Annotated in this window: 21 protein-coding genes and 1 pseudogene; 6 read left to right on the top strand and 16 right to left on the bottom strand. The window is 69.8% G+C overall.

The genetic code is table 11. The annotated features are described in order from the left end of the window. The first annotated feature begins 231 nt into the window (after positions 1-231). Complete coding sequence (locus J1792_RS35425) at positions 232-4,200, top strand: golvesin C-terminal-like domain-containing protein (RefSeq protein ID WP_207247888.1); 3,969 nt, start codon at positions 232-234, stop codon at positions 4,198-4,200. Positions 4,201-4,250: 50 nt separating this feature from the next. Further along, positions 4,251-4,718, top strand: coding sequence for a hypothetical protein (locus tag J1792_RS19105; protein WP_207247887.1), 468 nt, complete (start codon positions 4,251-4,253; stop codon positions 4,716-4,718). Positions 4,719-4,798: 80 nt separating this feature from the next. On the opposite strand, the gene J1792_RS19100 is transcribed toward J1792_RS19105, so the two are convergent. From J1792_RS19100 to J1792_RS19085, 4 genes are all read right to left on the bottom strand, one after another. Further along, complete coding sequence (locus tag J1792_RS19100) at positions 4,799-6,160, bottom strand: AI-2E family transporter (RefSeq protein WP_207247886.1); 1,362 nt, start codon at positions 6,158-6,160, stop codon at positions 4,799-4,801. A gap of 128 nt (positions 6,161-6,288) precedes the next feature. Next, positions 6,289-7,005 (bottom strand): aggregation-promoting factor C-terminal-like domain-containing protein, encoded by a 717-nt coding sequence (locus J1792_RS19095; RefSeq protein WP_455569704.1) that lies wholly within the window; start codon positions 7,003-7,005, stop codon positions 6,289-6,291. Between the two features lie 403 nt (positions 7,006-7,408). Next, on the bottom strand, positions 7,409-8,731 hold the full coding sequence (phoH2, locus tag J1792_RS19090) for an RNA 5'-3' helicase PhoH2 (protein WP_086570859.1): 1,323 nt from the start codon (positions 8,729-8,731) through the stop codon (positions 7,409-7,411). Positions 8,732-9,150: 419 nt separating this feature from the next. Then, positions 9,151-9,912, bottom strand: coding sequence for an isoprenyl transferase (locus J1792_RS19085; protein ID WP_086570861.1), 762 nt, complete (start codon positions 9,910-9,912; stop codon positions 9,151-9,153). A 111-nt stretch (positions 9,913-10,023) separates the two neighbouring features. Between J1792_RS19085 and mgrA the strand changes: the two genes are divergently transcribed. After that, positions 10,024-11,067: an L-glyceraldehyde 3-phosphate reductase gene (gene mgrA / locus J1792_RS19080; RefSeq protein WP_207247884.1), complete on the top strand. Its 1,044-nt coding sequence runs from the start codon at positions 10,024-10,026 to the stop codon at positions 11,065-11,067. Between the two features lie 383 nt (positions 11,068-11,450). Here the strand turns inward: mgrA and J1792_RS19075 are convergent, their stop codons facing one another. From J1792_RS19075 to J1792_RS19065, 3 genes and pseudogenes are all read right to left on the bottom strand, one after another. Further along, the gene (locus tag J1792_RS19075) at positions 11,451-12,680 is read right to left on the bottom strand and encodes an MFS transporter (RefSeq protein ID WP_207247883.1); all 1,230 of its coding nucleotides are present in this window, start codon (positions 12,678-12,680) and stop codon (positions 11,451-11,453) included. A 165-nt stretch (positions 12,681-12,845) separates the two neighbouring features. Then, positions 12,846-13,427: a TetR/AcrR family transcriptional regulator gene (locus J1792_RS19070; protein WP_207247882.1), complete on the bottom strand. Its 582-nt coding sequence runs from the start codon at positions 13,425-13,427 to the stop codon at positions 12,846-12,848. A 42-nt stretch (positions 13,428-13,469) separates the two neighbouring features. Then, a pseudogene (locus J1792_RS19065) lies at positions 13,470-14,194 on the bottom strand (prepilin peptidase). Between the two features lie 58 nt (positions 14,195-14,252). Here J1792_RS19065 and J1792_RS19060 point away from each other — a divergent pair. The 3 genes from J1792_RS19060 (at position 14,253) to J1792_RS19050 (ending at position 15,442) form a co-directional block, all read left to right on the top strand. Further along, positions 14,253-14,678, top strand: coding sequence for a DUF192 domain-containing protein (locus J1792_RS19060; protein ID WP_207247881.1), 426 nt, complete (start codon positions 14,253-14,255; stop codon positions 14,676-14,678). 182 nt (positions 14,679-14,860) lie between these two features. Beyond that, on the top strand, positions 14,861-15,085 hold the full coding sequence (locus tag J1792_RS19055) for a hypothetical protein (protein ID WP_207247880.1): 225 nt from the start codon (positions 14,861-14,863) through the stop codon (positions 15,083-15,085). 15 nt (positions 15,086-15,100) lie between these two features. Continuing rightward, the gene (locus J1792_RS19050) at positions 15,101-15,442 is read left to right on the top strand and encodes a DUF1036 domain-containing protein (protein WP_086574735.1); all 342 of its coding nucleotides are present in this window, start codon (positions 15,101-15,103) and stop codon (positions 15,440-15,442) included. 93 nt (positions 15,443-15,535) lie between these two features. On the opposite strand, the gene J1792_RS19045 is transcribed toward J1792_RS19050, so the two are convergent. From J1792_RS19045 to J1792_RS19010, 9 genes are all read right to left on the bottom strand, one after another. After that, complete coding sequence (locus J1792_RS19045) at positions 15,536-16,798, bottom strand: hypothetical protein (RefSeq protein ID WP_207247879.1); 1,263 nt, start codon at positions 16,796-16,798, stop codon at positions 15,536-15,538. Between the two features lie 114 nt (positions 16,799-16,912). Continuing rightward, positions 16,913-17,539: an OmpA family protein gene (locus tag J1792_RS19040; protein ID WP_207247878.1), complete on the bottom strand. Its 627-nt coding sequence runs from the start codon at positions 17,537-17,539 to the stop codon at positions 16,913-16,915. A gap of 7 nt (positions 17,540-17,546) precedes the next feature. Beyond that, positions 17,547-18,095 (bottom strand): hypothetical protein, encoded by a 549-nt coding sequence (locus tag J1792_RS19035; RefSeq protein ID WP_086569925.1) that lies wholly within the window; start codon positions 18,093-18,095, stop codon positions 17,547-17,549. 108 nt (positions 18,096-18,203) lie between these two features. After that, on the bottom strand, positions 18,204-18,776 hold the full coding sequence (locus J1792_RS19030; RefSeq protein WP_242646306.1) for a pilus assembly protein TadG-related protein: 573 nt from the start codon (positions 18,774-18,776) through the stop codon (positions 18,204-18,206). Further along, a complete protein-coding gene (locus tag J1792_RS34305; protein ID WP_242646305.1) occupies positions 18,773-18,961 on the bottom strand; it encodes a Flp family type IVb pilin in 189 nt (62 codons plus the stop codon). The genes J1792_RS19030 and J1792_RS34305 overlap by 4 nt, the downstream gene beginning before the upstream one ends. A 185-nt stretch (positions 18,962-19,146) precedes the next feature. After that, positions 19,147-20,034 (bottom strand): DUF5936 domain-containing protein, encoded by an 888-nt coding sequence (locus J1792_RS19025; RefSeq protein WP_086569923.1) that lies wholly within the window; start codon positions 20,032-20,034, stop codon positions 19,147-19,149. A 68-nt stretch (positions 20,035-20,102) separates the two neighbouring features. Beyond that, the gene (locus tag J1792_RS19020) at positions 20,103-21,041 is read right to left on the bottom strand and encodes a type II secretion system F family protein (RefSeq protein ID WP_086569907.1); all 939 of its coding nucleotides are present in this window, start codon (positions 21,039-21,041) and stop codon (positions 20,103-20,105) included. A 6-nt stretch (positions 21,042-21,047) separates the two neighbouring features. Beyond that, positions 21,048-22,406 carry a TadA family conjugal transfer-associated ATPase gene (locus tag J1792_RS19015; RefSeq protein WP_086569906.1) on the bottom strand — a complete coding sequence of 453 codons (1,359 nt, stop codon included), beginning with the start codon at positions 22,404-22,406 and terminating at the stop codon, positions 21,048-21,050. Then, positions 22,403-22,921 (bottom strand): TadE/TadG family type IV pilus assembly protein, encoded by a 519-nt coding sequence (locus J1792_RS19010; RefSeq protein ID WP_307843045.1) that lies wholly within the window; start codon positions 22,919-22,921, stop codon positions 22,403-22,405. Before J1792_RS19010 ends, J1792_RS19015 begins: the two co-directional genes overlap by 4 nt. Between the last annotated feature and the right edge of the window lie 2 nt (positions 22,922-22,923).

The raw sequence follows: 22,923 nt of genomic DNA, 5'->3' as shown, positions 1-22,923 counted from the left end.
CCTCTGGGTCTTACAGATAATAATAGGTCGTGATCCCACTTTCTGAGCACTAACCCAGGAGCCCCACAGAATACAGCTGAGTGGCCCTGGAGCTACCCGGAACGCATCCTCCCAGGTTTTCTCAATCTCACGATTCCCGCCTGGGAGATTGCCTCCTTTCCAGCACGCGCTTGACTGCAGGATCAACAGTGGAACAAAGGAGATTCTTTGAGATCGCGGCGAAGAGCACCGGTGGCGATAACGGCCACCTCTGCAGCTATGATGGTCATCGGGCTGACTCAGGGCATTGATACCACCGCCTGGGCCTCTGACAGCAAGACCTCGAAGTTACCGGCTTCCATAGCGGATAACCAGAACAATGCAACTCTGACGATCAAACCGTCTCAGCGCGAAAACATCCTCGGCAAGGGCTGGGAGGATTCTGCAGATCGCGCTTGGACAACCACCAGCGATGCAGATGGTTTCCATCTTCTCGTCGCCGATAAAAAGAACGGCTATTCCTGGCGGACCGCTGCGTCTCTGTCAGAGCCTGGATTCGACACGGACATGTGGATCGGCAACGCCTGTGTCACTGGATCTGGTAAAAATGCGGTGGTCGCTTATGCGCCACGAACCTTTACCAACAAGACTGAGTTAATGTCCCGCGGCGCGTTCACCGCCGTTGTCGATCTGGCATCTGGCAAAGTGACGAAGCTGAACCGGCAAGCGTCATTAGCCTACTTCAGCCCTGGCTGCGGTACGGGTGAAATGGCGGTATTCACCCAGGCTGGCGGCGAGAACAAAAACGCCACCCGACTTCTGAAGGTCGACGCGGCGTCGGGCACTCTCGGCAAGCCCATCGAGCTCAAGGGCCAGGTCACGTCAGCCGTCCCGGTCGGCAAGGACATCGTCGCGGCCGATGACGCCCGTCTCGTCAAGATCGACGACTCAGGCAAGCGGACGGCCATCGCCAGGACAGCCCAGATTCCGTTCGAGCTCAAGCCGGACGGTGACGGCGGCGTCGTCTACCTCGACCGCCCGATCTCCAAGTCACGCTCACTCGCGGCGACCGCCTCACCAAAGGGTGAAGTCAGGCGGATCACCGCACAAAACATCACTGAAGGCAACACGAAGAAGGCCAAGCCGTCCATCTTGGCCAGCGGCATGCTGACCAAGATGGATCTCTCGCGCAGCGCCCACGGCACTGTCTTCATAACGGGTGAGACCACCGCCGCTACGAAGTTACCCCGTTCGGTGAAGCGGCCGACTGGCACACCCAAGGAAGCACAGGCCACCACCCACGGCGAGGCTCTCGTCACCGACATCACCTGGGCTGAAGGCAAAGGCTCCCGTGTCCGCCCGGAAGAGGCGCTTTCAGCCCGGACTGTCAAGATCGGGCTGAAGTCGCTCACCACCGGCAAGTCCACCGGGTTCAAGGTCGCGCCGAGTAACACCGAGAAGAACGCTGCCACGGGCCGCGCCCTCTCGCCGAGTCTTGCTGCGGCCGGCACCGCGAAGAAGTCCGCTGGTTCCCGGGCCGTTGCTGGCTCACCGAACGACCCCGTCGAGGACGAACGGTACTGCGCGGTGCCCCGTAACGACCCGCGCAAGCAGGCCATGCAGCCGAAGCCACGCCAGGTCGAGTGGGCGGTGGACCAGGCCATCACCAACAACCTCGACAAGCACATCTCGCGGCCTGCGAACTGGAAGAACACGGGAATGTCGGCTTACCAGCCGCAGTCCCTCTTCCCGCGGGTCGAGCTCGATGGTGGCGGCCGCATTCCCGCGCAGGTGATGCTCGGTATCACTGCGCAGGAGTCGAACATGTGGCAGGCCGCCCGCATGGCCGTGCCCGGTGTCACCGCGAACCCGCTCATCGGGAACTACTACGGCATCGAGTACAACCCCGACGGCAATCAATCCGACGCATGGGGAATTAACTGGGCAAAGGCCGACTGCGGTTACGGCATCACCCAAATCACCGACGGCATGCGCCTGCATGGCAAGGAGAAGACAGGAGAGAAGGCCCTCACAACGACCCAGCAAGAGGCAGCAGCACTGGACTACACCGCCAATATCGCGAGCGGCATCAACGTCCTTATCGAGAAGTGGAACCAGACTCGCCGTGATGGCATGGTCATCAACAACGGCAAGCCCCAGTACATGGAAAACTGGTTCTACGCGTTGTGGGCCTACAACTCGGGCTACTACCCGAAGGACCAAGCGTCCAAGAACGACGGGATGTGGGGCGTCGGCTTCACGAACAACCCCGCCAACCCCCTGTGGAAGGCCAACCGGACACCTTTCCTGGAGGACGAGGACGGGCACGACCGCTATAAGGATGCGTCACACCCCCAGGACTGGCCGTACCAAGAGAAGGTGCTCGGCTGGGCCGCACGACCCCTCGAAGCCCTGGAGTCGCCGGGCAAGATGGTCTCCGGTTTCCGTCCGGCATGGTGGACCAACAATCCTGCCCGTACCACGGTGAAGCCCCCGGAGGGCCTGTTCTGTACGTCGGCCAACAGCTGCGACAAGAGCAAGATCGGGCCGAACGACTCCAACCAGGCCGGCCTCGGCGCGTGCACCCGCCAGGATCTCAAGTGCTGGTGGAACGAGGCGAATGTCTGGAAGAACTGCGACGCGTCGCAGTGCGGGAACGAGATTCTGCGCTTCGACCCCACCTACAAGGAAGAGGCCGACGGCGAGGCCTATAAGCCGAACTGTTCTAAGGACGGACTGCCCTCCGGTGTCCTCGTCGTCGACGACCTCCCGAGGGGCACGCCGACGACCCGGCCTGGCTGTGGTGACACGACCTCGGACGGCACCTTCAAGTTCACCTTCGCCGGAGGCGAGGGCGGCAACGGCCTGTACCCGTCCAAGATGGACACCCACCAGCTGGGCTCCGGGTACAACGGGCACTTCTACTTCGCCCATACCCGTGGCGAAGGTACCGCCACTAACAACCACGACCTCACCGTGACCGGCACCTGGACCCTCGGTCAGCAGATCAACGGCTGGGCCCGCGTCATGGTCCACACCCCGGACAACGGTGCCCACACGCGTCAGGCGAAGTACGTGGTCGACACTGGTAAGGGGAAGAAGTTCCGGGTTGTCCCACAGCGTACGCAGGAGAACAAGTGGGTCTCTCTAGGCGTTTTTGAATTCTCTGGAACGCCCAGGGTAAGCCTCGATAATCACTCGCTGGACGGCGACGGCAGCGAGGACATCGCATGGGATGCGGTCGCCTTCCAGAAACTGTCCTCCAAGCCGAAGGACTTCGTGGTCGCCATGGGTGACTCGTACTCCTCCGGTGAGGGCGCCTCGAAGTCGGGCGGCGGCGACTACTACAAGGAGACCGACGTCTACGGCGACAACGAAAAGCTCCGGAATGGCTGCCACCGGTCACGTTACACATGGTCCCGACAGGCGAAGCTCGCCGACTCCGTCAGCTCGATCGGCGACCGGGCGGACTCCTGGGACTCGTCCATGGACTACCACCTGATCGCCTGCTCCGGTGCCACTACCGACAACATCCTCCCTGGTGGTGCGGGTGGCAGGGTCGCGTGGGACCAACGTCACTTCGGTGAGCTGACGCAGATGGACCAGGGCTACCTCGACGAGAACACCACACTCGTCACCATCTCCATCGGTGGTAATGACTCGAGGTTTTCAAAGATCGTCACGAAGTGCATCTTCGGTGGGATCGGCCTGCCCGAAGTGTGTCAGGAAGGCAAGCTGGACGGCGACAGCGAGTCGCTCAAGGATGCGCAACCAAAGTTCATGAAGACCACCGTGCGATCCAAGATCGTTGAGACGCTGAAGGCGATTCACGCACAGGCACCCAACGCCAAGGTCGTGCTCATGGGCTACCCGATCTTGCTCGAGAAGGCCGGTTCATGCGTACCCGGTATCGGCTCCGCTGAGGCACCCTGGATCAACGAGATGGGTGACCTGATGCTCACGGTGATGAACGACGCCACGGCTGAAGCCAACGCTGCCGGGGCAAACTCCGTGTTCTCCAACCCCAAGGAGTTCTTCAAGGGGAAGGCCATCTGCGGCGACCCCGAAAGCGTTCACGGCATCGTGACTGACAAGACACCGAGCGACAATCCAAGTACCAAGGAACAGCCCGCTTCGGCGCAGTCGTTTCACCCGAAGGTCCAGGGGGCCCGGCTGTACGCCGACTCGCTGGAGAACACTCTTCGGAAGGTCGGCATGTAACGGTGAAGAGGGAAGGCGAGGAGGCCGAGAGTAATCCGGGAGGACCCTCAATGACACCGCGCGGGATCGATAGCCGGCTGATCGTCCCCGGCGCCGCCCTGGGCGGGGCCGCCATCGGCTGGGCGGGCCTCGAGATCCTACGCTGGGCCGACCATGCTGAATCCCGCGTCTGCCGGAAGGACCCGCTTCAGGGCTGTCTCACGCTCTACCCCTTAATGGGCCTAACCGGCTGGACCGCCGTGAGTCTTCTCGGCCTAGTGATCCTCCTGTGGGTTCTCAAGGTCAGGCCACTGGCCCTCGGTGTCACGACCTGCATGGTTGTGTCGCTGTGCACCATGATGCTCTGGGCGGAGGTAGGAGCACTTGAACGGTCCTGGGTCTTCTACCTGTTGAGCGCGGCCGGTCCCGGCCTGGTCGCTGCCCTGCGCTCACCGCACATGCGGCGGCCAGCGGCGATCGGCCTCATGGCTCTGGTCACCGCGTTCCTCGTCTGGGCAGCGTGGACAACTGCTCATTGAGCCAGCCTTGCTCCGCTCTCAGACCGTCCGACCCCCCAAAACGCGGGCCCCTGCCTTCCCAGAAGGCAGGGGCCCGTTCGTCATGCCCGCGGGGACGGCGGCGGACCCTTCACGGCCGCGGTCTCCCCGGTCGAGACCTCGAGCACCGCCCGGGTCGCCTGGTCCTTGGCGTACGCGCGGAGGTAGCCGACCACCGTGTTGGTCACCGCCACCAGCGGGACCGCGACCACCGCGCCGCCGATGCCGGCGATCATCGAGCCGGCGGCGACGGAGAGGACGACGGCCAGCGGGTGGACGCGCACCGCGCGGCCGAGGATGAAGGGCTGCAGGACGTGGCCCTCGATCTGCTGCACCGCCAGCACCACCAGCAGCACCATCATCGCCGTGAAGACGTCCCGGGTGACCAGCGCCACGACGACCGCCAGGGCGCCGGAGACGACCGCTCCCACCAGCGGGATGAAGGCGAAGAGGAAGATGAACACGGCCAGCGGCACGTACATCGGCACCTCGAGGAAGAACAGCCCTATGCCGATGAAGATCGCGTCGATGAGGGCCACTATCACCGTGCCGCGCACATAGGCCGTCAGCGTCGCCCACGCGCGCGGGCCCGCGCCCGCCACGCCCTCGCGGGCGCCGGTCGGCACCAGCTTGAGCAGCCACTGCCAGATCTTCGGGCCGTCGTAGAGCAGGAAGAGCGTCGAGAACATCGCGAGCAGGATGCCCGTCAGCACCTCGATGATGACCTGGACGCCCTCTATGCCGGCGGTGGTGATGTCCTTGGTGTTGGTGCCGATCGCCTCGCTGAGCTTGTCGGCGATGTTGTTGATCTGACTCTCGGTGACATGGAAGGGGCTGTTGAGCAGCCAGCGCTTGAGCTCGGAGATGCCGTGCTGGACCTGCCGCGACAGGTCGTCGAGGTTCTCGGTCACCTGCCAGACCACGAACCACCCGACCAGCCCCATGACGACGAAGCCGGAGATGAAGGTCATGGCGGTGGCCAGACCTCGCGGCACGCCGCGCCGCCGGAGCAGGGCCACGGTCGGCTGCAGCAGCGCGGTGATCAGCAGGCCGGCGACGAAGGCCAGCACGACCAGGCGTACGGCGCTGATGACGCGCATCAGCACCCAGAGCGTTCCGGCCAGCACCAGCAGCCGCCAGCTCACCTCGGCCGCGACCCGCACGCCCCACGGGACGGCGGCGACCGGGTCCTGACGTGCCGCCACGGCGGGCGCGTAGGCGGGCGGCGGCGGGACGTGCTCGGGCTCGGCCGCCGGCTGCGTGGCCGGATCGGGTGCGTGGACGGAGGACGGCGTGGGTACGGGCTCGGGTGCGGGCGTGGGACCGGGCGCGGGCCCGGCGGCGGCCTTGTGGGCGTCGAGCCGCTCGGCGAGCCGTATCAGCCCCGACCCCAGGCCACCCACCCATCGTGGCAATCTGGACATTTCTCTTCCTCTACCCCCACTCCCCCGTGGCCATCCGTGCTGACGTTACCTGTCCCCGGACACACCGAAGCCCCCGGCCGCTGCGGGCCGGGGGCTTCGGTGGAAAAGTACCGGTCAGGTGGTGGTGGCTAGTACCACTGGTTGGCCTGCCAGAACGACCATGCGCCACAGGGGCTGCCATAGGACTCGTTCATGTAGCTCAGGCCCCACTTGATCTGCGTGGCCGGGTTGGTGCGCCAGTCGGCACCGGCCGAGGCCATCTTGGTGCCGGGCAGCGCCTGGACCAGGCCGTACGCACCTGAGGAGGGGTTCGTGGCGGTGTAGTCCCAGGTGCTCTCGTTGTTCACGATGTTGCTGAAGCACTGGAACTGGTCCGAGGGGACCATCTGCCGGGCCATGGCCTGGACCTCGGAGACGGAGTACGAGCCCTTGACCGCGAAGTCCGAGGCGTCACGCGTGGCGGAACGACTGCTGACCTCGTCGCCCTTCTCGCGCTCCTTGGCCTTCTCCTCGGCCTCCTTCTTCTTGGAGGCCTCCTCCGCGGCTTCCTTCTTCGCGGTGGCGTCCTCGGCGGCCTGCTTGCGCGCGGACTCCTCGGCGTCCTTCTTCGCCGCGGCGTCCGCGGCGTCGGCCTGCGTGTCCGCCTGCTGCGTGAGGGATGCAGTCTGCACCTGGACGTTATGTCCAGCGGGGATGTCCGCGAGGATCGTCGCGTCGGCGGCGGTGGCCTCGACCCGGTCGGTCGTGCCCTGCTCATGGCCTGCGGCGACACCGACAACGGCGCCTACGGTGGTGACCGCGGTGGCAGAAGCCACGGCGAATCCCCGGACCGAAATCCGGCTCACACGGTTTCCTTCCAGCATCGCCCGCATAGGTGACCTTGCGGACGCAATCGTGCCCCTGACGCTGACCTCCGCTAGGACGGTCACCGGAAATCGGGACCATCTGGTCACTGGAGGCACTGACCCGGTGGGCCCTCCCGGAGGAGGTCCGCGAAAAGCTCGGGCGGCGTACGGCGACGCTGTTCAGTTATGGGTTCCGCATCGCCCCCGGAGGGGCCCAAGTGCCGTACGCGGGGCCTGACAGGACCCAGACTCTGCCCGAACGGCACGCTCCTAGGCAATTCTTGGTCGCGTGGGAAAGCTCACACCCCGTTTACTCCTGCGCTTTCCCGGAAACTGCGGCACGGCATGACAGCGCGCGGCTAAGCTCCTCGGCCCGCCGCGCGCCACGCAGTTATGGATCCCCTCAGATCCGGCCGTCCTCCAGCATTTCGGTCACCATCGCCGCAATCGGCGAACGCTCGGAACGCGTGAGCGTGACATGGGAGAAGAGGGGGTGCCCCTTCAACTTCTCCACCACGGCCACCACGCCGTCGTACCGCCCGACGCGCAGATTGTCCCGCTGTGCCACGTCATGGGTGAGCACTACACGCGAGTTGGCGCCGATGCGCGAGAGCACGGTGAGCAGGACGTTGCGTTCGAGCGACTGCGCCTCGTCCACGATCACGAACGCGTCGTGCAGCGAACGGCCCCGGATATGGGTGAGCGGCAGCACCTCCAGCATCCCGCGCCCCACCACCTCCTCGATGACCTCGGCGGTCGTCACGGCCGACAGCGTGTCGAAGACCGCCTGGGCCCACGGGCTCATCTTCTCCGCCTCGCTGCCCGGCAGATAGCCCAACTCCTGGCCGCCGACCGCGTACAGCGGACGGAAGACCATCACCTTGCGGTGCTGGCGCCGCTCGAGCACGGCCTCCAGCCCGGCGCACAGCGCCAGCGCCGACTTGCCCGTGCCGGCCCGGCCGCCCATCGAGACGATCCCGATCTCCGGGTCGAGCAGCAGGTCCAGCGCCACGCGCTGCTCCGCGCTGCGACCGTGGATACCGAACGCCTCCCGGTCGCCGCGCACCAGCCGCACCGAACCGTCGGCCGTCACCCTGCCCAGCGCCTTGCCGCGCTCGGACAGCAGCACCAGACCGGTGTGCACGGGCAGTTCGGCGGCCCCGGGCACGTACGCGCGCTCGGCGGCGAAGAGCTCGTCGACCTGCTCGGCGGTGACGGTCAGCTCCGCCATCCCCGTCCAGCCGGAGTCGGTGATCGCCAGCTCGGCGCGGTACTCCTCGGCCAGCAGCCCGACGGACGACGCCTTGATGCGCAGCGGCAGGTCCTTGGAGACGACGGTGACGTCGTACCCCTCGGCCTGGAGGTTGCGGGCGACCGCGAGGATGCGCGAGTCGTTGTCGCCGAGGCGGTATCCGGCGGGCAGTATGCCCGGATCCGTGTGATTGAGCTCGACCCTGAGCGTGCCGCCGAGCTCGCCGATGGGGATCGGCGAATCCAGCCGGCCGTGCTGCACCCGATAGTCGTCCAGCAGGCGCAGGGCCTTGCGGGCGAAGTAGCCGAGCTCCGGGTGATGCCTTTTGGCCTCCAACTCCGTGACCACCACGACCGGGAGCACGACCTCGTGCTCGTCGAAGCGGGACATGGCTCCTGGATCGGCCAGCAGGACGCTGGTGTCGAGGACATAGGTGCGCCGGTCGCCATCACGGCGCTTCTTGCTGGTCACCACGGGTGGACGAACCCCCTCGTGCAGAGGTAAGGGCGCGCCGTCGTCAGAAACGGGGCGCGGGGAATGGGCCGGGTCCGTGCCCTTCCAGGGTGGCCGGTCGTCCGGCCCGCCGTGTCCGCCGTGCGGCCTGTGGGGGTCGCTCGGTGCGCACGGTCGTCGTCCTGGTGCAAAGGGCCTCCCGGGCGGACGGCCCCATGCCGCCCGCTGGCAGATCGACGGTCGCGGTGCCGACCGTCGGCCTGCAGGGGATATTCCCGCTGGACCGCTTGACCATGCAACGGCATATGCGACGAGCAGGTGAACGATTGATCCGCCGTCACTCGTACTGGCGTTCAGCCCACTGGGGGGCCACCGCCTGATGCCGCGCTACCACCCGGTGCGTGGCCACCGCCTGATGGATGGCCACCGCCCGCGACTCGTCAGTTCCCGTAGCGCCGGTGCCGCGCCGCGTAGTCACGCAGCGCGCGCAGGAAGTCGACCTTGCGGAACGCGGGCCAGAAGACCTCGCAGAAGTAGTACTCGGAGTGCGCGCTCTGCCAGAGCATGAAGCCGGACAGCCGCTGCTCGCCGCTGGTGCGGATGATGAGGTCGGGGTCGGGCTGGCCGCGGGTGTAGAGGTGCTTGGTGATGTGGTCGATGTCGACCTTCTCGGCCAGCTCCTCGAAGGAGTCGCCGTGGTCCGCCGCCTCCAGCACCAGGGAGCGGACGGCGTCGACGATCTCCTGGCGGCCGCCGTAGCCGACGGCGACGTTGACGAGTATCCCGTCGACGCCGAGCGTGTCCTGCTCGGCTTCCTTCAGGACGGTCTGGGTGCGGGCCGGCAGCAGGTCGAGGGTGCCCACGTGGTGCACGCGCCAGCGGCCGTCGGCGGCCAGGCCGCGGACCGTGTTCTCGATGATGTTCAGCAGCGGGCCCAGCTGGTCGGCCGGCCGGTCGAGATTGTCCGTCGACAGCATCCAGAGGGTGACGACCTCGACGTCGGTCTCGGCGCACCACCCGAGCAGCTCGGAGATCTTGTCGGCCCCCGCCTGGTGGCCCTGCTCCAGGGTCCGGCCGTCGGCCCGGGCCCAGCGGCGGTTGCCGTCGAGGATGACGCCGATGTGCTTGGGCACCTGGGCGTGGTCGAGGCGGCCTTCCACCCGGCGTGCGTAAAGCCTGTACACCAGGTCGCGCAACTTCACTCTTCCTGCCCCTCCATGCCACGGCGGTCGCCCCCGAAGGCGCCACACTACTGCCAGCGTGTCGCGAGAACGCAACTCGGCCCGTCACAGGACCGTGATAGTCAGATGCACATGACCGATCCCTCGCTCTACCGCGCGGCCGAGACGCGCTACGACTCCATGGAGTACCGGCGTACGGGCCGCAGCGGGCTCAAGCTGCCGGCCATCTCCCTGGGACTGTGGCACAACTTCGGCGACGACCGCACCCTCGACTCGCAGCGGGCCATCCTGCGCCGGGCCTTCGACCTGGGCATCACCCACTTCGATCTGGCCAACAACTACGGTCCGCCGCCGGGGTCCGCCGAGGAGAACTTCGGCAAGCTCTTCGCCCAGGATTTCCGGCCCTACCGTGACGAAATCATCGTTTCCACCAAGGCCGGCTATCTGATGCACCCCGGCCCGTACGGCGAGTGGGGCTCGCGCAAGTACCTGCTGTCCTCGCTCGACGCCTCATTGCGCCGCATGGGCGTCGACTACGTCGACATCTTCTACTCGCACCGCTTCGACCCGCACACGCCGCTCGAGGAGACGATGGGCGCCCTCGCGTCCGCGGTCCGGCAGGGCAAGGCGCTGTACGCGGGCGTGTCGTCGTACAACGCGCAGCAGACGCGGGAGGCCGCGCGGCTGCTGCGGGAGATGGGCGTACCCGCGCTGATCCACCAGCCCTCCTACTCCATGATCAACCGCTGGACGGAGGACGACGGGCTGCTGGACACCCTGGAGGACGAGGGCATGGGCTGCATCTCCTTCGCGCCGCTGGCCCAGGGGATGCTCACGGACAAGTACCTGCACGGCATCCCCGAGGGCTCGCGGGCGGCGCAGGGCAAGTCGCTGGACCCGGCGCTGCTGAGCGAGGAGGTCGTGGGCCGGCTGTGCGGGCTGAACGAGATCGCCGGCCGCCGGGGCCAGTCGCTGGCGCAGCTCGCGCTGTCCTGGGTGCTGCGGGACGAGCGGATGACCTCGGCGCTGATCGGCGCCTCCAGCGTGGCGCAGCTCGAGGCGAACGTCGGCGCGCTCGGCGCGGCGCCGCTCACCAAGGAGGAGCTGGCCGAAATCGATGCCCTCGCCGTGAGCACGGAGGGCGTCAACATCTGGGCTCGGCGCGGGGATTCCTAGACGGGTCCACGGTCGGCCGGCTACGCCCGTACGGGAGGGGAGCCGGCCCCGAACCAAGATCGACCCCCGAGCCTCACACGATCCGACACGGACAGTGACAGCGGGGAAAGAAAAACGGGCCGGTCCGTGGGGGGGATACGGACCGGCCCGAGGGGGGGTTTCCACCATAACCGTTCTGCGGCCGCGATTCACGCACCGGCGGGGGTGACAGTGCGTGGCGTGCTGACTTGTGACCTTCTAATTGATCTTGAACGGGGCGGCGGGCAGGGCGCCTTCGAGGTTCGCGGATCCCTGCGATACCGGGCCCGAGGGAGAGAACCGGCCATGTGGCGCACGGCCTGTACGGGGGCCGGGGAACCTCGCCGGAAGGTCGTGCGACGTCATCATCGGCTCGGCGGCATTCCCGGCCTCACGGACGTCGCACGTGCGAGCGCGGCCGATTTCGTGCACGAATCGTGACCATCCGCGGGGGCCCGTCGCGCACGGCGGGCGAGGTCGGGGATCAGAGTCGCCGCCCCGACGGCGGCCAGGACGGCCCCGAGCCACAGCGGCGCCCGGAGCCCGAAGACGCCGATCGCCAGCCCGCCGCCCCAGGAGCCGATCACGACGCCGAACGTGATGCAGGAGGCGTGCACCGTATTGACCAGCGGCCGGGCGTTGGCGGCCCGCTGGACGCGGGTGGCCATGGCCGGGTTCATGGTGACGCCGACCAGGCCCATGCCCATCATGAACATCACCGCCGGGGCCTTCAGGTGCGCCAGCAGGGCGAACCCGCTCAGGGACAACAGGTTGAGCAGCAGACCGCACAGCAGTACGGGCACGGCGTACCGGTCCGCGAGCCGGCCGACGACGTGGTTGCCTGCCACGGTGGCCGCTCCGTAGGCGATGAGCAGGACGGGCACGGCGCCGCCGCCGAAGCCGGTGACCTCGGTGAGGATCGGATTGAAGTAGCTGAACGCGCAGAACGTCGCGCCGATGACGAAGGTGCTGGTGGAGAGCGCCAGCCACAGCCGGCGGCTCCTGAACGCCGTCATCTCCTCGCGCAGGCTCCCGCCGCCGTCGGCGTGTCCCACCGCCGGCACGCCGGCGGCCGTGCACAGCGCGGCGACGACGGTCAGGACGGCGATGGCCCAGAACGCGGCGCGCCAGCCGAAGGCCGCCCCGGCCAGCGTGGAGAGCGGGAGGCCGAGCAGCGTGCCCAGCATCAGCCCGTTCAGCACGACGGCCATCGCGCGCCCGCGCACCTCGGGGCGGGCCAGCTGGGCGGTCAGGGAGATGGCGACGCCGAAGAAGGCCTGCGAGGCGACGCCGGTGATGACGCGCGCCACCAGCATGAGCGCGTAGCCGGACGCGGTGGCGGCCAGCACATTGCCCACCAGGAAGATCACGAACAGCGTCATCAGGGCCGGCTTGGGGCGCAGCCGGAGCACGGCCACGGTCAGGAAGGGCCCGCCGAAGGCCATGGCCATGGCGAAGGCGGTGATCAGATAGCCGATCTGCGGCACGGTGACGCCGAGCCCGCCGGCCATCTGCGGCATCAGCCCGGCGACGACGAACTCGCTGGTCACCATGGCGAAGATGCCGAGGGCCAGCACATGGACAGCGCGTGGCATGAAGGGTCCTCCGTTTTGGATTGGTCGGTTCAAAATCAGGGCATGCGGGAGCCGTGGGGCGCCGCACGGGCGAACGGGCGGAGAGACGGACGGGCAGGCGTATGGGCAGACGGGCAGACGTATAGGGCAGACGTATAGAAGGAAGGGTTCAGACGGAAGGAAGGATCAGATCGCGTCGAGCGCCGTACGGGCGATGGCGCGCAGCGCGGCCGCGTCGGCGCCGGCGCGGGCCGCGACCCGGATTCCGCTGACGGTCGCCATCACGAAGTGCGCGAGCGCCCGGGCGTCCCGGTCGGCGGCGATGTCGCCGTCCCGCCGCCCGGACTCGAACACGGCGGTCAGCACCTCGAGCCTGCGCGCATAGTCGCGCTCCAGCTCACGCGCCACCTCCGCGTCGCGCGCCGCGAGCTCCACGGCGGTGTTGACGTACAGACACCCCCGGCCGTCGCCGTACCCCGTGGCCTCCTCGGCCACGACGCGGCTCAGCAGGGCTTCGACCCTCGCCCGGGCGGGCCGGTCCTCCTCGAGCAGCCCGGACAGTTCGTCCGTCCGCCGCGCCATATAGCGGTCGAGGGCGCGGCGGAAGAGCTCGTGCTTGCTGTGGAAGGTGTTGTAGATACTGCTCCGGCCCAGGCCGGTGGCCTCGCACAGGTCCTGGGTCGAGGTCGCCTCGTATCCGGCGGTCCAGAACGCCTCCATCGCGGCGTCGACCGCCCGCTCCTCGTCGAACTTCCTCGGCCTGGCCATGCCCCGACGGTACCAGGTTTTTGGATCACTCGGTCCAATATTTCAGCCACCGCCACGGGCGCCCGCCAGCAGCCCCGCCCACGCCCCTACGATCATGAACGGCCCCAGGGGCAGCGCGTCGCCGCGCCCCGCACGGCGGGCCAGCAGCAGGACCGTGCCGTAGAGGGATCCCAGCAGCAGTCCGGCGAAGGCCCCCAGGAACAGCACCCCCCACCCGTACCAGCCCAGGGCGCAGCCCAGCCCGGCGGCGAGCTTCACGTCGCCGAAGCCCATGCCGCCCGGGTGCAGCAGGAACAGGGTGAGATAGCCGGCCGCCAGCGCCAGTCCGCCCAGCAGGGCCCGCGGCCAGGATCCCGCCGCGCCGGGTATCAGCGCGGCGGCGCCCAGCAGCGCGGCCGTGCCGAGCGCCAGCGGCACGGTCAGCACGTCCGGGAGCCGCCGCACCGACCAGTCCACGCCGGCCAGCACCACCGTCACCGGCACCGCGAGCAGCCACACCGCCAGCTCCGGCCGTGCCCCGGCGGCCGCCGCGAGCGCCGCGCACACCAGGGCCGTCACCCCCGCCGGCCACGTCGCCCCGGGTCCGTACCTCCCCCGCACGCTCCGCACCGCGCCCGGCCCGCCCACCCGGCGACGGCGTGCCCGCACGGCCCGGCCGAGCGCCACTCCTCCTCCGGCTCCACGGCCAGCCGGAACCGCGCCCGGGGCACCAGGGCCCCGGCCACGGCGCCGTACACGGCGGCGGAGACGATCAACAGCGCGTCCATGCACCGAGGTTACGCACGGTCGCCGCATCTCCGCCGGGCCTGTGGATAACCTGTCCGCATGACCCGCCGGCAGGACGGATACGCCCAACTCCGCATCTCCGCAACCGGTATGACCGTCCCGCTCGAGATCGCCGCCTCCTTCCGCGCCCGTTCCCGCGGCCTCCTCGGCCGCGACGCCATCGAGGGCGCGCTGCTCCTCACCCCTGCGAGCGGCGTCCACACCTGGCGCATGCGCTTCGCCATCGATGTGGCCCATCTGGACCGGGACTTGACCGTGCTGTCCGTACGCACCATGCGTCCCGGCCGTCTCGGGGCGCCCCGCCTCAGGGCGCGACACGTACTGGAATCGTCCGCCGGAGCGATGGCGCGATGGGGGCTGCGCGCCGGCGCGCGCGTCGAGGTCCTTTCACGCGGGGAGCATGACGGGGCACATGGCAGAGCGCATGAAGAGGCGCATGGCGGGGATCATTGCCAGGACCTCTGACGCCGGGCCTCCATAAACGGAATGCAAGGATTTTCCTCGCCGTTGAAAATACGGTGAGACTATCAAATGCATTTCAAGTTTGGAGATTGATACGGTATCGATAGAACCACGACGGACTTACCCTGAGCTGCACAGGCCCAGCGCTGAGCCTCTGAATTCTCCACCACTACGGGAGAAGGACGATGAGCGAAGACAACAACGGCAGCATCTGCGCGGAGGGCCTCGCGGCCCGCGATCCGGCGGTGCGCGACGCCCCCAGGTCCGAGCCGGCGGTCGTGTCCGCCGACGACGTGGTCGAGAACGACGAGGCCGGCGGTGCGCGTCACCGGCCCGGGCGGGTGGCGGCATCCGGCGACCGCCGGCTGCACTCCGGCCCCGGCGACCGGCTCGAACCGAACGCGGGCTGAGGGGCGGGAAAAGCGATGCTGCGACTGTGCAACAACTACTCCACCCTCACCGCGACCGCATTCATCATGCGGAACCTGGACTGTCCCGACAGGTGGCTGAAGTTCGGCTGGTTCAACCTGCAGCCGGGTGAATGCCGGGACATCTACAGCGGCTGCGCGTCGGCGGTGAACCGCTTCTGGTACTTCCACGCGGAGGCGATCGACGGATCGTTCTGGGCCGGGCAGTTCGAGTACTGCGTGCAGGACCCGGCATTCCAGTGGTGCCTCAACAGGTGTGATCCGGGCGGCTATATCGCCGGATTCCGCGAGCTCGACGTGAACAGCTTCTGCAACTTCACGCTCACGCTCTCGGCGTGATCGCACCCCGCCCCGCGCCCCCGGCCCGGCGCCGCCCACGCCCGGGCCACCCAGGGGACGCGGGGCTTCCGCACAACCCGGCCGCGCCCGGGCCTACCCGTCGCGGCGGCGGCCCGCCAGGGTCCAGGCGCCGAGGCCCAGCAGCAGAACCGATCCGGTGCCGATGCCGGCGTAGCCGATGATCCGGAGCCGTCCCTTGCGGGGCGCGCCGCCCGCCGCGGTCACGAGTTCGCCGCCGACGGCGCCCCCGCCGCGTCCGATGCCCTCCTCGTGACCGGCCTTCCGCGCGCCCGCCACCTCGACCTTGAGCGTGACGGGCACGCCACCGCCCCGTGCGCCTCCATGGACCTTGGGACTGAGGCTGACCTGCAGGTAGTACCAGCCGGCGAAGCGCATGCCGCGGGCGGCCTCGCCGCCGGTGCCGGCGTCGCCGTACGCGGCCGGAGGCGTGGCGAGCGAGACGGTCGCGGGTTTGCCCTGGTAGCCGCCGGTGCGGTTCATCACGTAGCCGCGGGCGGAGTTGCTGAGTCCGAGCCGTACCCCGCGCACCACGTAGGGGCCCGCGTCCGGCTTCAGGCCGAACTCGGCGTCCGCGAAGAGCTGTTCGCCCGCGTCGACCGATATCCGGTAGAAACGCGTCTCGCCCGGCCGGAGCTCGTCCTTCCATACGCCCGACCGCAGCTCGGCGGCGTCGTTGAAGCCCGTGCCGCCCGTGACGCCCTCCCCCTCCCCCTGCGGCGGGCCGGACGGCGCCCGGGAGCTCCAGCCGCCGGGGGCGGGCGGGGCGTCGGCCTCGTTCTTCCGCGGCGCCTCGGCCACGTACTTCAGCTCGACCGGTACGGCCGCGTCGTCGCCGCCCGTCGCATCCCCGCGCTGGACGACGAAGCGGTACGTACCGGCGCTCGCGCACGGCCCGCCCGCCCGTACGACCCGTTCCGCGTAGTCGGCCACGGGGTAGGCCCCGCCGGCCGACAGGAACGATCTGTTCCGCCCGCTGCCGCACGGGGTGCCGTCCGGGGCCTGCAGCGCCACCTCGATCCCGTCCCGCAGCCCCATCGCAGCGCCGGGCCTCGGGACGGCGACGGCGGACACGAACGCGCTGGACCGCTCGTCCAGCTCGACGCCGTAGTACTTCTTCTCACCGGGCCGGATGCTGTCCGTGTACGTCCTCGCGCCCGCCTTCAGCACGGGCCCGTCGTCGCTGCCGCCCGATCCCGTCACGGCCGTCGCCCCGGAGGCCATCCGGTACGCCGTCGGCCCGTCGGCCGCCCCCGCCGCCCTGCCGGTCGCCGTGCCGGTCGCCGCCGTCAGCGCACCGAGCGCGACCGCCGCCCCGACGAACCGCCCGCCCCTCATCTCCCGCCTCCCTCAGCACTCCCCGCCGACGCTGTGGTCCAGCCCCATCCTGCCGTGGCGGACGGCGAGTTCGCGACAGATCGACCAGGCTCGGCTCCCTCCTCCGCCTGAAGGTCAGGGCCGGTCCGGGCCTCCGCGCGGGAAGCTCACCTCGACGCGGCGGTTCTTGCGGCGGCCGTCCTCCGTGCCGTTGTCGGCGATGGGGTACTGCTCGCCGTAACCGCGGATCTCGTAGCGCGTCGAGGACGAGCCGAGGTGCTCGGCGAGCTGCCGCTGGACGGCGTTGGCGCGCTCCTTGGACAGGGAGAGGCCGTGGTCGGCCGAGCCGAGGTCGTCGGTGAAGCCGAAGATCCGCAGGGCGGTGGCGCGCTGCTTGCGGGCCTCGTCGGCGATGGCACGGATGCGGGCGTTGGCCGTGTCGCCCAGCTTGGCGCTGTCCTTGTCGAAGAGGACCTCTGCCTGCAGGGCGAAGGTGACGTCGGCGTTGGTGTCCGCGCGGCGCTCCTCGCCGTCGCCCGTCTCGACGACGGACTTGATGTCCAGGACGCGTCCGGGCGCGAGCTTCGCGCCCGCGCGCAGCCTGAGGCCGGGCGCGGTCGCGTCGACCCTCACCGGCGGCGTCGTCCGGGCGGAGCCGGCGGGACCGCCGCCGGGGCCGCCGTCGGCATGGGCGGGGACGACGGCCGCGAGGACCGCCGCGGCGAGAACCGTGCCGCACAGGGACCGGTGGGTCGGCCGCATGACGCGCTCACCCGGAGATCGGGATGCGGACGGACGGCATGGTCGGCAGCTGGAAGTCCACCGCCTTGACGTCGTCGGGCGGGGCGGGGAACTGGGCGAAGATGGTCCGGCTCTCGCCGGGGCGGATGTTGACCAGGCCCGTGGTGCACAGGCATTCCCCGTCGGTGTCGCGCAGGACGAGATAGCGCTTCTTTCCTGCCTGGTCGACGAGGGAGGCTCCGGACACCGAGGACTGGGACTTCATTTCCGTCTCCTTCGACCGCCAGGTCAGCGAGGTGTAGGGCTTTGAGCCCCGGTTCGCCACGGTTCCGTTGACGGTGACGAAGCCGCCTTTCTCGCGCGCGGCGGAATGGAGGAGGACCGTGATTCCGTCCGGGCCCCTGATCTCGCCGATCGTCGCCGTCGGCCGCGGGCCGGGACTGTTCGTGGCGGTGCCGTGCGAGGCGGCGGAATTTCTCGCGGAATTCACGTCGGTTCTCTTCTCCCCGTCGTCGTCCTCGCCCCCGCAGCCCGCCAGGGCGAGGGATATGACGACCACGAGCGCCGTTCCTGCCATCCGAGAGGTCATGGGTGCGTTGTCCGTTCGTTCGTCCGTCCGGGAATCGGTCGACAGCAGGTCGGCCGGGGCGAAGGCCTCCAAGGCGAAGGCCGACGGCTCGGTCGGTCACTCGGTCAGTCGTACGGTGAAGAGGTCCGCCGCCGTCACCACGGCCTCCGGCCGCCGGGGGTCGACGACCACGGTCTGCTCGTCGCAGCTCAGGGTGCGGCCGTCCGCGGCGCGGGGCACGCAGCGCGGGGCGACGACCGCCTCGGCCGTGGCCGTGGCGTGCCGGTCCTCGGTGCCGGGCACCACCGAGGCGCCCACCGTCCGCGCGGAGGTGACGCTCACGTGGAACGAGCCGGGCGCGTCGCCCTCCTCGCAGGTGATCGCCGGCTGTGCGCCGTTCGCCTCGGCGTACGCGGCCGCCGCGCGGCAGGCCCGGTCCCGGTCGGCGCCGCGCCCCGCGAGCCAGCCGGCCCAGTCGCCGCCCGGTCCCGAGGTCGCCGCCAGGAAGCCCGTGCGCAGCTGGTCCCGGAAGTCCTGGGCGGCCGCCAGCGCGGCGGCGTCGGCGGCGGTCTGCGTCGCGTTCTTGGCCGCCCCGGCCCGTCCGACGACGAAGAAGGCCAGGGCGAGGAAGAGCAGTGCCGCCACGGCGGTGATGTAGAGCGGGAACGCCTGTCCGGCGTCCCGGCTCAACCGGTGATCCGCTGGATCTGGTTGGTGATGGCGGTGGCGATCATCGTGCCGAAGTCCGTCGTCGTCAGGACGAGGATGATCGCCACGACCACCGCGATGATGCCGAGGTATTCGACCGAGGTCTGCCCCCGGTCGTCCGCGCGGAGGTCCCGGGACACTCGCCGTGCCCGAAAGCGCTTTCGCATGATGTTCCCCTCCATGGGTGGTGCGATGCCGACCCTTTTCCCTTCCCTCACAGGGCAGTTGGGACACCACACGCCTCACCCCCAGTTCCCCGAAGACTGTCCCACAGCCCATTGCACCCGCGAAGCGTCTTCACGTACTTCGCTCAACTCACCCCCGGCCGTCACCCCCGCTCCAGCCCCCCGCTTCAGTCCCCGGTGATCGAGCCGAAATCCATGCCGGACCCCAGGAGGAATCCGGCGATCAGCAGGATCATCGTTCCCGGGACCATGAACGTCGTGATGACCATCGTGGCCTTCGGCACCGCCCGGGCCGCCCGGCGGCGGGCCAGCTGGGCGTCGGTCCGGCGCATGTCGGTGGCGATCTCGATGAGCGTGTCGACGATCGGCGTGCCCAGCTCCTCGCCCTGCTGCAGCGCCGTGACGAACTGGGCGACCTGCTCGGAGTCGTTGCGCCCGCGCAGCTCGTCGAAGGCCTGGCGGCGGCTGACGCCCATGTCCATCTGCCGCAGGGTGATGCGCAGTTCGTCCGCCCACGGGCCCTCGTACCGCTCGGAGACCCGGTCGAGCGCCTGCCGGAAGCCCAGGCCGGCGCTCACCACCACCGCGAGCACGTCGAGGAAGTCCGGCAGCGTCCGTTCGATGGCGTCCCGCCGCTCGCGCACGGCGGACCGGATGCCGACCTCGATCCAGAACAGCCCGAAGCCGACGAGCAGCAGCGCGAGCACGCCCTGCCCCTTCAGGAGCATCACCAGCGCCCCGCCGAAGCCGAGCAGGCCGTAGACCGCGCGCCGGGCGGCGTACCGGTCGACGGTCAGGCCGCCCGGGTTGCCCGCCCGGTCGATCCTGCGCCGCACCTTCGCCACCCGCTTCTCGCCCATCATCCGCAGCACCAGCGGCGCGTAGCGCATGCCGAGCCGGTCCACGGCCGAGCCGACGGCCGTCGTCCGCGTCGAGCCGACCTCCAGGGCCACCGCGAGGTCCGGCGGCAGCCTGGCCTCGCCGCGGCACAGCAGGACGCCGTAGCAGATGCCCACCGTCGACGCCCCGGCCAGCAGCGCCAGTACGAAGCCCACGTTCCCCACCCCTCACACGTCCCGCACGCTCAACAGGTGTCCACACATCAGCTGCGGCACATCGGCCGTCACACGTCGATCTTCGACATCCGGCGGATCAGGAAGAACCCCAGCGCGTACATCCCGAAGGCCGCCACCACCGCCAGCCGGCCCGGCCAGCCGGCCGTCATCCGCTCGATCGATCCGGGCGCGATGCGGTCCATCAGCAGCAACGTCCCGACGCCCATCGCCGGCACGACATAGGCCGTCACCGTCACCTGCGACAGCTGGGTGCGCACCTCGCGCCGGGTCTCCTTGCGCTCCTCCAGGGTCGAGGTCAGGTTGCGCAGCGAGCTGACGACGGTGCCGCCGGCCCGGTGGGAGAGCACCAGCGTGGTGACCAGCACGACCAGTTCGCGCGAGGGCAGCCGGCGGCCCAGCTCGCCGAGGGCCTCGTCGATGGAGTGGCCCACCGCCAGTTGGTCGGCGACCTTGGCGAGCTCCTCGCCCGCCGGGGCCTCCATCTCCTCGGCCGCCATGCCCAGGGCCGTGCGCAGGGCCAGCCCGGCCTGGGTGGCGTTGGCCAGGATGCGCGAGAGCTCCGGCAGCTGGTTGATGAACCTCTCGATACGCTTGCGCCGCTGCCAGGCCAGGAGGGAGTGCGCCGCCCAGACGGCCACCAGGCCCGCCAGCGGCCCGAAGAACGGCGCCAGCGCCGTCGCCGCCACCAGCCACAGCCCGGCCGCCGCACCCGCCGTGCCCATCGCGAACTCGCCCACCGTGACGTCCAGGCCCGTCGACGCGATCCGCAGCTCCAGCCGCCGGCCGGCGGGCGTGGCGCGCAGCCACCGGTCGGTCCGCGCGAAGTAGCGCGTCCGCCCGGCGGTCGGCAGGGGCGGGGCGTCGGAGAGGCGGTCGACCAGCGCCTGGTGGCGGTCGCGCCCGGTGGCGTACGTCCGTACGCCCGCGACGGCCAGCACCCCGCACAGCAGGGTGGCGCCGACGGTCAGCAGTGCCAGGTGATCCATGTGCGGCTACCTCTGTCCGGTGTGGCGGGTGTGGAGTTCGCCGGGGAGCGCCGCGACGCCGTAGGCGGCCGGTACGGATTCGTTGGCCAGGCGCAGCCGCTCGGCGGCGCGTCCGGGGAGCGGGAAGTGAGTGAAGGCGCCGCGCACGACGCGGTCGGCGCCCATCGGCGCGGCGTCGAAGCGGGAGACGGTGGCGAGCCGGTACCCCTCGCCCCGGTCCTCGCCGTACGCCTCCGGGGACAGCAGGGCGATCTCCGCGACGCGCCGGGTGCCGTCGGCGTGCCGGGCGAGCTGGACCAGACAGTCGACGGCGCTGTCGATCTGGTCGCGCAGCGCCTCGTAGGGGATACGGACCTCCGACATCGACGCCAGCGTCCGCAGCCGCAGCAGCGCGTCCTCGGCGCTGTTGGCGTGCACGGTCGCCAGCGAACCGTCGTGGCCCGTGGACATGGCCTGCAGCATGTCCAGGGTCTCGCCGCCGCGCACCTCGCCGACGATGATGCGGTCGGGGCGCATGCGCAGGGAGTTGCGGACCAGGTCGCGAATGGTGATGCGGCCCTTGCCCTCGACGTTGGGGGGCCGCGACTCCAGACGGATGACGTGCGACTGCTGCAGCTGCAGCTCGGCCGCGTCCTCGACGGTGATGATGCGCTCCCCGTCCGGGATCAGCCCGGACAGGGCGTTGAGCAGCGTCGTCTTGCCCGCGCCCGTCGGCCCCGAGACCACCACGTTGAACTTCGCCCGCACCAGCGCCCCGAGCAGCATCAGCATGTGCTCGTCGAGCGTCCCCATGCCGATCAGCTCGCGCAGGGTGTACGCGCGGGGGAAGCGCCGGATCGTCAGGGTCGCGCCGTTCAGGGCGAGCGGCGGGATGATCACGTTGACGCGTTCGCCGCTCGGCAGGCGGGCGTCCACCATCGGATTCGACTCGTCCACGCGGCGGTTGACGGTGGAGACGATGCGTTCGATGGTCTGCATCAGCTGCTCGTGGGAGGCGAAGCGCACGGGCACCGGCTCCACCCGGCCGGCCCGCTCGACGAAGATCTGGTCCGGGCCGTTGACCATGATCTCGGTGACGGACGGGTCCTCGAGGAGGGGTTCGAGCACCCCCAGGCCCAGCGCCTCGTCGACCACCCGGCGGATGAGGCTGTCGCGCTCGGCGGTCGAGAGCACCGGCCCCTCGCGGCTGATGATGTGGCCGAGCACCCGCTCGAGGCGGCCGCGGCGCTCGCCGGCGGCCAGCGCCGACATCTCGGCGAGGTCGATCTCCTCCAGCAGCTTCGCCCGGTAGACCGGCACGAGGTGGCCGGGCTCGCGGCCGTCGGGCCGCGCCTCGGGGGCGACGATGCGGTCGCGCAGGCTCATCGGGCGGCCCCCACCGGCTCCGCCGGGCAGGGCATGGTGGCGCGCCGGGTCACCGTGAACCCGGTGCCGGGCAGGAGCGGGGGGACGTCCACGGTCACGGTGGCGGTGACCTCGCCCGCTCCGCCGCCGCACCGGGGCGCGTCGACCCCCGCGCGGGACGCCACCCAGCCGGTCATGGCCGCCCCGCCGGCCCCGGCGGGGGTCGCTCCGGGCACGTCGAGCGTGGCGGTACGGGCCGCCGCGCGGGCGCCCGTACCCGCCTGTTGCGCGGCGAACGCGGCGAGGCCGAGATGGACCGCCGCGAGGCCGACCAGGAGCAGCAGCGGAAGGAACCCGAGGAACTCCACCGAGGCCGAGCCGCCGTCCGCGCGCCGCTTCCCACCACCGCGCCCCCTGCCGCGCCCGGTGCCCGGCCCCTCGCTGTACGCGGTGCCCGCGGCCGCGCGCTCGGGCGGCCCGCACCGGGCCGTCACGGGCCCGCGGGGCCGGGCCGGACGCGTCGCCGCCGTCGCCACCC

Origin of the sequence: Streptomyces triculaminicus (assembly GCF_017349075.1) — a bacterium.
GTDB lineage: Bacteria > Actinomycetota > Actinomycetes > Streptomycetales > Streptomycetaceae > Streptomyces > Streptomyces triculaminicus.
This window is presented reverse-complemented; position numbering and strand designations above follow the sequence as displayed.

What these genes read in the sequence shown, in the direction of transcription:
- J1792_RS19105 (WP_207247887.1), top strand. Translation starts at nt 4,251, where the DNA reads ATGACACCGCGCGGGATCGATAGCCGGCTGATCGTCCCCGGCGCCGCC.
- J1792_RS19100 (WP_207247886.1), bottom strand. Translation starts at nt 6,160, where the DNA reads ATGTCCAGATTGCCACGATGGGTGGGTGGCCTGGGGTCGGGGCTGATA.
- mgrA (WP_207247884.1), top strand. Translation starts at nt 10,024, where the DNA reads ATGACCGATCCCTCGCTCTACCGCGCGGCCGAGACGCGCTACGACTCC.
- J1792_RS19075 (WP_207247883.1), bottom strand. Translation starts at nt 12,680, where the DNA reads ATGCCACGCGCTGTCCATGTGCTGGCCCTCGGCATCTTCGCCATGGTG.
- J1792_RS19070 (WP_207247882.1), bottom strand. Translation starts at nt 13,427, where the DNA reads ATGGCCAGGCCGAGGAAGTTCGACGAGGAGCGGGCGGTCGACGCCGCG.
- J1792_RS19060 (WP_207247881.1), top strand. Translation starts at nt 14,253, where the DNA reads ATGACCCGCCGGCAGGACGGATACGCCCAACTCCGCATCTCCGCAACC.
- J1792_RS19055 (WP_207247880.1), top strand. Translation starts at nt 14,861, where the DNA reads ATGAGCGAAGACAACAACGGCAGCATCTGCGCGGAGGGCCTCGCGGCC.
- J1792_RS19050 (WP_086574735.1), top strand. Translation starts at nt 15,101, where the DNA reads ATGCTGCGACTGTGCAACAACTACTCCACCCTCACCGCGACCGCATTC.
- J1792_RS19045 (WP_207247879.1), bottom strand. Translation starts at nt 16,798, where the DNA reads ATGAGGGGCGGGCGGTTCGTCGGGGCGGCGGTCGCGCTCGGTGCGCTG.
- J1792_RS19040 (WP_207247878.1), bottom strand. Translation starts at nt 17,539, where the DNA reads ATGCGGCCGACCCACCGGTCCCTGTGCGGCACGGTTCTCGCCGCGGCG.
- J1792_RS19035 (WP_086569925.1), bottom strand. Translation starts at nt 18,095, where the DNA reads ATGGCAGGAACGGCGCTCGTGGTCGTCATATCCCTCGCCCTGGCGGGC.
- J1792_RS34305 (WP_242646305.1), bottom strand. Translation starts at nt 18,961, where the DNA reads ATGCGAAAGCGCTTTCGGGCACGGCGAGTGTCCCGGGACCTCCGCGCG.
- J1792_RS19020 (WP_086569907.1), bottom strand. Translation starts at nt 21,041, where the DNA reads ATGGATCACCTGGCACTGCTGACCGTCGGCGCCACCCTGCTGTGCGGG.
- J1792_RS19015 (WP_086569906.1), bottom strand. Translation starts at nt 22,406, where the DNA reads ATGAGCCTGCGCGACCGCATCGTCGCCCCCGAGGCGCGGCCCGACGGC.